The 8678-nt window shown below is 72.1% G+C and carries 6 protein-coding genes; 5 read left to right on the forward strand and 1 reads right to left on the reverse strand.

The window, feature by feature from the left end; all coding sequences use genetic code 11:
* Positions 1-10: 10 nt before the first annotated feature.
* From H8N03_RS23695 to H8N03_RS23715, 5 genes are read left to right on the forward strand one after another with little or no spacing between them, the layout of a single operon-like run.
* The gene (locus H8N03_RS23695; protein ID WP_187078702.1) at positions 11-1825 is read left to right on the forward strand and encodes an efflux RND transporter periplasmic adaptor subunit; all 1815 of its coding nucleotides are present in this window, start codon (positions 11-13) and stop codon (positions 1823-1825) included.
* Positions 1822-3966 carry a PqqD family peptide modification chaperone gene (locus H8N03_RS23700; RefSeq protein ID WP_187078703.1) on the forward strand — a complete coding sequence of 715 codons (2145 nt, stop codon included), beginning with the start codon at positions 1822-1824 and terminating at the stop codon, positions 3964-3966. Before H8N03_RS23695 ends, H8N03_RS23700 begins: the two co-directional genes overlap by 4 nt.
* A gap of 2 nt (positions 3967-3968) precedes the next feature.
* Positions 3969-5936: a preprotein translocase subunit SecA gene (locus H8N03_RS23705; protein WP_187078704.1), complete on the forward strand. Its 1968-nt coding sequence runs from the start codon at positions 3969-3971 to the stop codon at positions 5934-5936.
* A complete protein-coding gene (locus H8N03_RS23710; RefSeq protein WP_187078705.1) occupies positions 5890-6732 on the forward strand; it encodes an efflux RND transporter periplasmic adaptor subunit in 843 nt (280 codons plus the stop codon). Before H8N03_RS23705 ends, H8N03_RS23710 begins: the two co-directional genes overlap by 47 nt.
* Before the next feature lie 32 nt (positions 6733-6764).
* Positions 6765-7649, forward strand: a complete 885-nt coding sequence (locus tag H8N03_RS23715) for a peptidylprolyl isomerase (RefSeq protein ID WP_187078706.1) — start codon at positions 6765-6767, stop codon at positions 7647-7649.
* 10 nt (positions 7650-7659) lie between these two features.
* On the opposite strand, the gene H8N03_RS23720 is transcribed toward H8N03_RS23715, so the two are convergent.
* Complete coding sequence (locus H8N03_RS23720; RefSeq protein WP_187078707.1) at positions 7660-8064, reverse strand: RNA-binding protein; 405 nt, start codon at positions 8062-8064, stop codon at positions 7660-7662.
* Between the last annotated feature and the right edge of the window lie 614 nt (positions 8065-8678).

An 8678-nucleotide genomic window follows, 5' to 3' on the forward strand; every position in this document is an offset into this window, starting at 1 on the left:
GGGAGCCGCCATGCGCATCGACGAAGCTCCCGCCTCTCCCGCCACCACGGCCCCCCGGCCGTGGGCAGGGCTTCCGGCCGGCAGTGCCCCGGCCGAGGCCTGCACGCAGTGGCTCGCGGAGTTCGCGGGCGGGCTGCCCGAGCCGACGCGCTCGCTGGTCCTGCTGCGCGCGGACCGGCAGGAGCTGCGGCTCGCCGCCGTGCACCCCGCGGGCAGCGTCGCGCAGGACCTCGCGCCGCTGCTGTCGCAGGCGGCGGCCACGCTCAAGCCGGAGCGCTTCCGCAGCGCCGGCGGCTGGCTCGTCACGCAACCGCTGGCCTGGGGGGAGGACCTGCGCGGCCTGGTCGCCGCGGAGTTCGCACAGGAGGAAGACGCCGTTCGTGGCGCCGCGCGCCTGGCCTGGGGCGCGGGGTGGCTGCTGGCGCTGCTCGCCGGGCAGGGCGGCAACCCGCAGGCGCTGGCCGAGGCGCGCAACCTGCTGCAGTTCATGGCGGCCATGCTGGGCGAGCAGTCCTTCGACGCCGCCTGCCTGAGCCTCGCGAACCGCCTGGCCGCGCGCTGGCGGGCCGACGCGGTGCTGGTGGGGTGGGTGGACCGGCTGCAGGCCCGCATCGTCGCCCGCTCCAACGCCTCGCGCACCGACGAACGCGCCAACGTCACGCAGCTCGCGACCGCGGCCATGGAGGAGGCGCTCGACCTGCGGCAGACGGTCCAGGGGCATGGCGGCAACGGGTTCCGCAGCGACGCTGGCAACCTGCCGGCCCATGCCGCGCTGGCGAAGGCCTTGCCTTGCGAAGCGGTGATCACGGCGGTGCTGTTCCACGAAGCCGCGCCGGTCGGCGCGGTGCTGCTGCAACGGGGCAGCGCGTTCAGCGCCGAGGAGCTGGAGACGCTGGACACCCAATGCATGATGCTCGCGCCCGTGCTCGCGCAGCGCCGGGCCGCCGAACGCAGCCTCTGGCAGCATGCGGGCGCCAGCGTGCGCCACGCGCTGCATCGCGCCGGCGACGACTCGCTCCTGGGCTGGAAGCTCGGCTCGCTGACGCTGGTGGTCGCGCTGGCCGTCGCCGCGGTCACGCCGGTGCCCTTCCGCATCACCGCGCCGGCCCTGGTCGAAGGCGAGGTGCAACGCTCGATCGTGGCGCCCTTCCAGGGCTTCGTGCAGCAGGCCTACCTGCGCGCCGGCGACACGGTGCGCGCCGGCGACGTGATCGCGTCGCTCGACGACGCCGACCTGAAGCTCGACGCCGAGAAGGCGCGCGCGGAGCTGGACGTCGCCGAGCGCAAGGAGCGCGAGGCGGTCGCGGCCGGCAAGCGCGTCGACATGCGCCTGGCCGCGGCGCAGGCGGCGCAGGCGCGCGCGACGCTGGACCTCGCGGAGCAGAAGCTCCAGCGGGTGCAGCTGGTGGCGCCCTTCGACGGCGTGATCGTGCGCGGCGACCTGTCGCAGCAGCGCGGGTCGCCGGTGGAGCAGGGCAAGGTGCTGTTCGAGCTCGCGCCGCTCACGGCGTGGCGCCTGATCCTGAAGGTGGACGAGCGCGACATCGCCTACGTGCAGTCGCAGCGCCAGGGGGAGCTCGCCCTCACCGGGCTGGCTGGCGTGACGCATCCCTTCGAGGTGAAGCGCATCACGTCCATCGCCTCGGCCGAAGGCGGCGTCAACCATTTCCGCGCCGAGGCGGACCTCGGGGACGCCAAGGTGAGCCTGCGTCCCGGCATGGAGGGCGTGGCCAAGATCGATTGCGGCAGCGCCAGCGCGCTGTGGGTCGCCACGCGCCGGCTGCTCGCCTGGACGCGCCTGGCCGTGTGGGAGTGGACGCCGTGAACGGCGCGCTGCTGTCCGGGCACTGGTTCCGCATCGCCGCGCTCCGGCCGGCGCTGCGGCCGCAGGTGCGGATCGAGCGGCACGTGTACCGCGGCAGCGTGTGGTACGTGCTGCACGACCTCGCTTCCGGCGAGAACTACCGCTTCAATCCCGCGGCCCATGCCGTCATCCGCGAGCTGGACGGCACCCGCACGATGCAGCAGGTGTGGGACGCGCTCGTGGCGCGGCACGACGAGAACATGCCGACGCAGGCAGAGATCGTGCAGGTGCTGGGCCAGCTCAACGCCGCCGACGTGCTGCAGGTGGACAGCTCGCCGGACGTCGCGGAGCTGCTGGAGCGGGGCGATCGCAGGCGCCGCAAGCAGCTGCTCGGGCGCCTGCTGAATCCGATGGCGCTGCGCATTCCGCTGTGGGACCCCGATGCGGCGCTCACGGCGGCCACCGCCTGGTGGCCCCGCCTGCCGTGGCCGCTGTGGGCCGGCGCATGGATCGCCTGCGGCATCGCGGCGATCGTGCTCGCCGGCGCCCACTGGGGCGAACTCACGCGCGACTTCGGCGAGCGGCTGCTCGCCGCGATCAACCTCTGGCTGCTGGCGATCGTGTTCCCGCTGCTGAAGGCGGCCCACGAGCTCGCGCACGGCTTCGCGGTGAAGCGCGGCGGCGGCGAGGTGCACGAGATGGGCGTCATGTTCCTCGTGTTCTATCCCGTGCCTTACGTGGACGCGTCCGCGGCGCATGCCTTCCCCTCGAAGTGGCAGCGCGCCTGGGTGGCCGCCGCGGGCATGGCGGCGGAGCTGTGGCTGGCGATGCTGGCCTTCTTCGCGTGGCTCGTGCTGGAGCCGGGCGTGCTGCGGGCGGTCGCGTACAACGTGGCGGTGCTCGGGAGCGTGACGACGCTGGTCTTCAACGCCAACCCGCTCCTGCGCTACGACGGCTACTACGTGCTGTCGGACCTGCTGGAGATCCCCAACCTGTCCGCGCGCGCCACGCGGTACTGGCAGTACCTGGCGACGCGCTACCTCTTCGGCATCCGCGAGCAGCGGCCCTTCGCCGCCACCCGGGGCGAGCGGCGCTGGTTCCTGGCCTATGCGCCCCTGGCCTTCTGCTACCGGCTGGCGGTGACGGTGGGCATCGCCTGGTTCATCGGCCAGCAGTACTTCGTGGTGGGCGTGCTGCTGGCGGCCTGGTCGCTGTTCGCGGGCATCGTGATGCCGGTCGGCAAGGCGCTGGGCGCGCTGTTCACGGACCCGCGTTTCCTCGCGCGCGCCAACCGCGTGCGGATCGTGCTGCTGGGGACCATCGGCGGTGCCGCGGCCCTGCTGTTCGCGCTGCCGCTGCCGCACCACACGCGCGTGGAAGGCGTGCTGTGGCTTCCCGAGCAGGCGCTCGTGCGCGCCGGTGCCGACGGCTTCGTCGAGCACGTCGCCTCGCCGGGCCAGGCGGTGCGCTCCGGCGACGTGGTGGTGGTGACGGGCAATCCGCTGCTGGTCGCGCGCATCGCGCAGCAGCGTGGCCGCGTCGCGGAGATCGAGGCGCGGCTCGACGCGGTGTGGGGCGCGCAGCCGGCGCAGGCCACGCAGCTCGCGCAGACGCTGGGGCAGGAGCGTGCGCAGCTCGCGCGGCTGGAAGAGGAGGCGGCGCAGCTCTCGGCCCGCGCGCGGGCGGCCGGTGGCCTGCTGGTCGAACGGGCGGCGGACCTGCCGGGGCGCTTCGTGCGCAAGGGCGACGTGCTGGCGCACGTGCTGGGCGAGTACCAGCCGGTGGTCCGGATGGTCGTGCAGCAGGCGGACGTCAGCTTCGTGCAGCAGGACGTGCGCGGCGTCGAGGTCCGGCTCGTGGAGGACCTGGCACGGCCGCTGCCCGCCGAACTGGTGCGCTCGGTGCCCAAGGCCGCCCGGGACCTGCCCAGCGCCGCGCTGGGGCAGGGCGGCGGCGGCCGCGTGCTCGTCGACCCGCGCGACGAGAAGCAGCTGACGGCCCTGGACAACGTGTTCGAGTTCGAGGCGGCACTGCCGCCCGGGACGGACGCCACCCACCTGGGCTCGCGCGCCTACGTGAGCCTGGAGCACACGCCCGAGGCGATCGGCTGGCGCTGGTGGCGCGCCGCGCGCCGCGCGCTTCTGTCGAGCGTCGGAGTCTAGGCATGACGCAGCTGGCCTGGGCGCACCTTCCGGCAAGCCTCTATGCGGAGCGCACCGCGCCGGCGCGCGAAGGCGTCGATGCCTGGCTGCGCGGCGCCGTGGGCGACCTGCCGCAACGGCTGGCGCGCGGGCTGCGGTGGCACCGCACCATCGCGCAGGCGGCCGAGGAACTCGCCGCCAGTGTCGCCGCACTGGACGACGCCACGCTGCGCGACGACCTGCGACGCAGCGCCCGCGCGAGCTGGAGCGACGCGACCGGGCGCTACCGCGTGCTCGCGCTGGTGCGGGAGGCCGCCGTGCGCAGCCTGGGCAAGAGGGCGTATGGCGCGCAGCTGGTCGGCGCCTCCTGCCTGGTGCAAGGACAGATGGCGGAGATGCAGACGGGGGAGGGCAAGACGCTCACGGCCGGGCTCGCCGCGGCGGCGGCCGCATGCGCCGGCCAGCCGGTGCACGTGATCACGGTCAACGACTACCTCACGCAGCGGGACGCCGAAGAGCTCTCGCCGCTCTTCGACTTCCTCGGGCTCACCTGCGGCCACATCGTCACCGGCATGTCGGCGGACGAGCGCCGGCATGCGTACCGGCAGCAGGTCACCTACTGCACCGGCAAGGAGCTGGTGTTCGACTACCTGAAGGATCGCGCCGCGCACGGCGCCGGGGTGAGCCAGGCAGACCTGCGCCTGCGCCGCGCGACGGGCGAAGCGACCGCGCCGACCCTCCTGCGCGGCCTGTTCTTCGGCATCGTCGACGAGGCCGACAGCGTGCTGATCGACGAGGCGCGCACGCCGCTGATCCTGTCGCAGAACGCAGGGGCGTCCCCGGAGCCGCGCTTGCTGCAGCAGGCGCTGGAACTCATCGAGGAGATGGCGGCCGGCGTGCACTACGAACTGCACGAGGGCCGGCGCGAGCTGCACCTGCTGCCGGCGGGGCGCATGTGGCTGACGGAACGCTGCGTCGCACTGGGCCGCGAATGGTCCATCCGCCACGTGCGCGAGCACTGGACGGTGCAGGCGCTGCGCGCGCGCCACCTCTTCCACCGCAACGAGCACTACGTGTTGAAGGACGGCAAGGTCGTGATCGTCGACGAGAACACCGGCCGGGCGATGCCCGGGCGCACCTGGGAGCAGGGCCTGCACCAGCTGATCGAGGTGCGCGAGGGTTGCGAGCTCTCGGACGAGGCGCGGACGGTGGCGCGCATCACCTACCAGCGCTTCTTCCGCCGCTTCCTGCGCCTCTCCGGCATGACCGGCACGGCCGCCGAGGTGCGGCGGGAGCTGTGGCGCGACTACGGGCTGTGCACCGTGGTCGTGCCGCCCAACGTCCCTTGCGTCCGCCGCACCTGGCGTGCCGCCTGCCTGCCGCACGAGGACGCCAAGTGGAACGCGGTCGCGCGCAGCACGCGCGAGGTCGTGGAACAGGGCCGGCCGGTGCTGATCGGCACCCGTTCGGTGGCGGCCTCCGAGACCCTGTCGGCCGTGCTGGCCGCGCAAGGCATCCCGCACGAAGTGCTCAACGCGGTGCAGGACGCGCACGAAGCGAGGCTGGTCGCCGCGGCGGGGCAGCCCGGGCGCGTGACGGTCGCCACGAACATGGCCGGCCGCGGCACCGACATCCGGCTGCACGACGCCGTGCGCGAACGCGGCGGGCTGCACGTGATCCTCACCGAGTTCCACGACTCGCGCCGGGTCGACCGGCAGCTGTTCGGCCGCACCGCGCGGCAGGGTGACCCCGGCACGGCGCAGGCCATCGTGAGCGTCGCCGACCGGCTGTTCGCGCAGCAGGAGGGGCCTGTCTTCGCGTTGATGCTGCGGGCGCTCGGGTCGTGGCCCGCGCTCGCGCTGCTGGTGCTGGAGTGCACGCGCCGGCGCGCGCAGTCCCTCACGGAGCGCCTGCATGAACGTACTCGCAAGGGAGCCGTCCGACATGATGAACACCTCGAAACGAGCCTTTCGTATTCCGGCCGCGCGTGAAGCCGTCGCCGCGGCGGCGCTGCTCGGGGCCTGCGCACCGGCGCTGGCGACGGATCCCGTGCAGTGCCTGATCGAGCCGGCGATGCGCGTCACGCTGCGCAGCGCGGTGCCGGCGCAGATCGTGGGCATGCACGTCGACCGCGGGTCGCTCGTGAAGAAGGGGCAGCTGCTCGTGACGCTCGACGCCGGCGTCGAGAAGGCGGCGCTCGCGCAGGCGCGCTACCGTTCCGTGATGCAGGGGCAGCTGCGCGCCGCTGAAAGCAAGCTGATGAACGCGCAGCACAAGTTCCGCCGGCGCGAGGAACTGCAGCAGCAGAAGTTCGTGTCGCTGCAGGACCGCGACGACGCGGAAGCGGACATGCGCATCGCCGAGGCGGACGTGCTGGAGGCGAAGGACAACCGCGAGCTCTCGCGCCTGGACGCCGTGCGGCTGGAGGCGGAGATCGGCCGCCGGCAGCTCACGAGCCCGTTCAACGGCGTGGTGACGGAGCGCCTGCAGCACCCCGGGGAGCTGGCGCAGGTGGGCGAGGGCAGCGGGCCCATCCTGAAGCTGGCGCAGACGGACCCCGCGCGCGTGGAACTCGTGCTGCCGGCCGCGCGCTTCGGCAAGCTGCGCGTCGGCCAGACCGTGCAGGTGCGCACGGAAGCCCCTTTCAACAAGAGCTTCGCCGCGGTCGTGCGCGTCGTCGACGCGGTGATCGACGCGCCGAGCGGCACCTTCGGCGTGCGGCTGGAGGCGGCCAACCCGAACCAGGAGATCCCGCTCGGGGTGAAGTGCTCCGCGGACCTGACGTGAACCCCAACCTGCCAGAAAGAAGAGGACCCAGCATGACCCCCACATTCCTGCGCGCGATCCGGCCCTTGTTCCTTGCGGGCCCCCTGGCCTTTCTCGCGGCCTGCGGCGGCGGTGGCGGCGGTGGCAGCCAGCTCCCGGTGGCGGTGGCCACGCTGTCGGGCGAGGCCGTCCTGCAGGCATTCGCCTTCTTCGACACCAGCGGCAGCCGCGACCCGGACGGCATCATCGTCGCCAAGAGCTGGGACTACGGCGACGGCAGCACGGGGACGGCGGACAACCACCTCTACACGCGCCTGGGGACCTTCAACGCGGTGCTGACCGTGACCGACAACTCGGGGAGCTCCGCCACCACGACGGTGCAGGTGACGGTGCTGAAATGCAGCTCGGCGGGCACCCGCGCGTCCACGCTGAGCCCGCACCAGACGGTGTGCGTGCAGACGACCGCGGGGGAGATGGTGATTGAGCTGTTCGCGACCGAGTCGCCGCAGACCGTCGCCAACTTCCTGAAGTACGTCGACGAAGGCTTCTACGCGGGCACGATCTTCGCGCCCGTGACCAACCTGCGCGTCGACGGCGGCCGCTACACGGCGGGCCCGGTGGCCAAGGCGCCGACCCACGCCGCCGTCCCGCTCGAGAGCAACAACACGCTGCAGAACTGGCAGTACACCGTCGCGATGGAGAAGACCGCCGGCGCGGCGACCACCAATGCGCACTTCTACGTGAACCTCGTCGACAGCCACCAGTACGACTTCAATCCCGCCGTGTCCACGCCGAACGGCAACGCCGTCTTCGGGCAGCTGATCTCCGGCACCAAGGTCGCCGAGACGATCGGCGCCGGCGCCACGCACACGGCCGGCGGCGTCGCGAACGTGCCGCTCGCGGACGTCACCGTCCGCTCGGTGGTGCGGATGAAGTAGCCGCCGCCGCTCAGGCGACGATGTCTTCGATGACGAGCTTGCGGTAACGCTGGCCGTACGAGATCGGCGCGTCCTTCAGCAGCGCGGTGACGCGGTCGGCGTCTTCCTGGTGCGGCACGTGCACCATGAGGCCGTGGTGGCCCTGCGAGGCGAAGTCGGCGATCTTGCGCGCGGTGTCGCCTTCGGTCCCGGCGGACGGCACGATGTGGTCGTCCCCCACCGCGCCGAGGATGTGCTGCCGCACGTCCGCCGGGGTGAGGAACATCATCGCGTCTTCACCGATCCCCTGGCGCGCCAGCAGCGACGCGGCATCGCGCGCCTGCTGCTCGCCGGGAAACATCAGCACCATCCAGCCCGTGGGGTAGAAGGTGCCCCGCATCGTCGTCATGCCCGAGTCGAGCTGGAACGGTCGCATGGGAGTCCTTTCTCTTCTGTCCTCCCATTGGAGCGCGGCCCTGCGGCCGGGCTTGTAGTCGCACGGGGCGGGTGGGGGTAGGGGTGCGCGTACAGTTACGGCCGTATGCAAGAGAACCGAAGCGGCTGGCGGATGAGCGTCGCCCCCATGATGGATCGGCGCGAAAACCCAACAATGGCGCGGTTCTCGGGGCGGTCGTGTGCACCTGGTGTGCAGTAGCCGACAGATCACGCCTCTCCGGTCAGCTTGGCGGCCTTCGAACCACAGGAGTGTTGATGTGACTCGATCCTCAAACCCAGGCCGTAATACGGCGTCTCGACGAAATCCGGAGTAGCACGATTGTTTCAAACCGCGGTTTCGCGGGCCCGGCTGCGGAACGCTCATTGCGCCGCGGTCTAGCGGAATGCTCCCGCTCGGCGCCGACGGTAGCTAAGCAAAGCGGGTCTATCCACCACGGCTGGAGTGAAAATGACCCGTCCCAGAGCCTTCTAACCGCTAAACTCATCCATAGCGCGCGACGCTGTTTCCTCGGGGAGCAGCGTCGAAGCAGTCCGCGTGACGATAACGAGGCAGGGGACGGTGGAGGTACTTCAGCGCAGCCAGGATTTGCAACT

It is taken from the genome of Ramlibacter cellulosilyticus (assembly GCF_014297465.1).
Classification (GTDB): domain Bacteria; phylum Pseudomonadota; class Gammaproteobacteria; order Burkholderiales; family Burkholderiaceae_C; genus Ramlibacter; species Ramlibacter cellulosilyticus.

Coding starts and splice junctions, on each gene's coding strand:
- H8N03_RS23695 (WP_187078702.1), top strand. CDS start 11: ATGCGCATCGACGAAGCTCCCGCCTCTCCCGCCACCACGGCCCCCCGG.
- H8N03_RS23710 (WP_187078705.1), top strand. CDS start 5,890: ATGATGAACACCTCGAAACGAGCCTTTCGTATTCCGGCCGCGCGTGAA.
- H8N03_RS23715 (WP_187078706.1), top strand. CDS start 6,765: ATGACCCCCACATTCCTGCGCGCGATCCGGCCCTTGTTCCTTGCGGGC.
- H8N03_RS23705 (WP_187078704.1), top strand. CDS start 3,969: ATGACGCAGCTGGCCTGGGCGCACCTTCCGGCAAGCCTCTATGCGGAG.
- H8N03_RS23720 (WP_187078707.1), bottom strand. CDS start 8,064: ATGCGACCGTTCCAGCTCGACTCGGGCATGACGACGATGCGGGGCACC.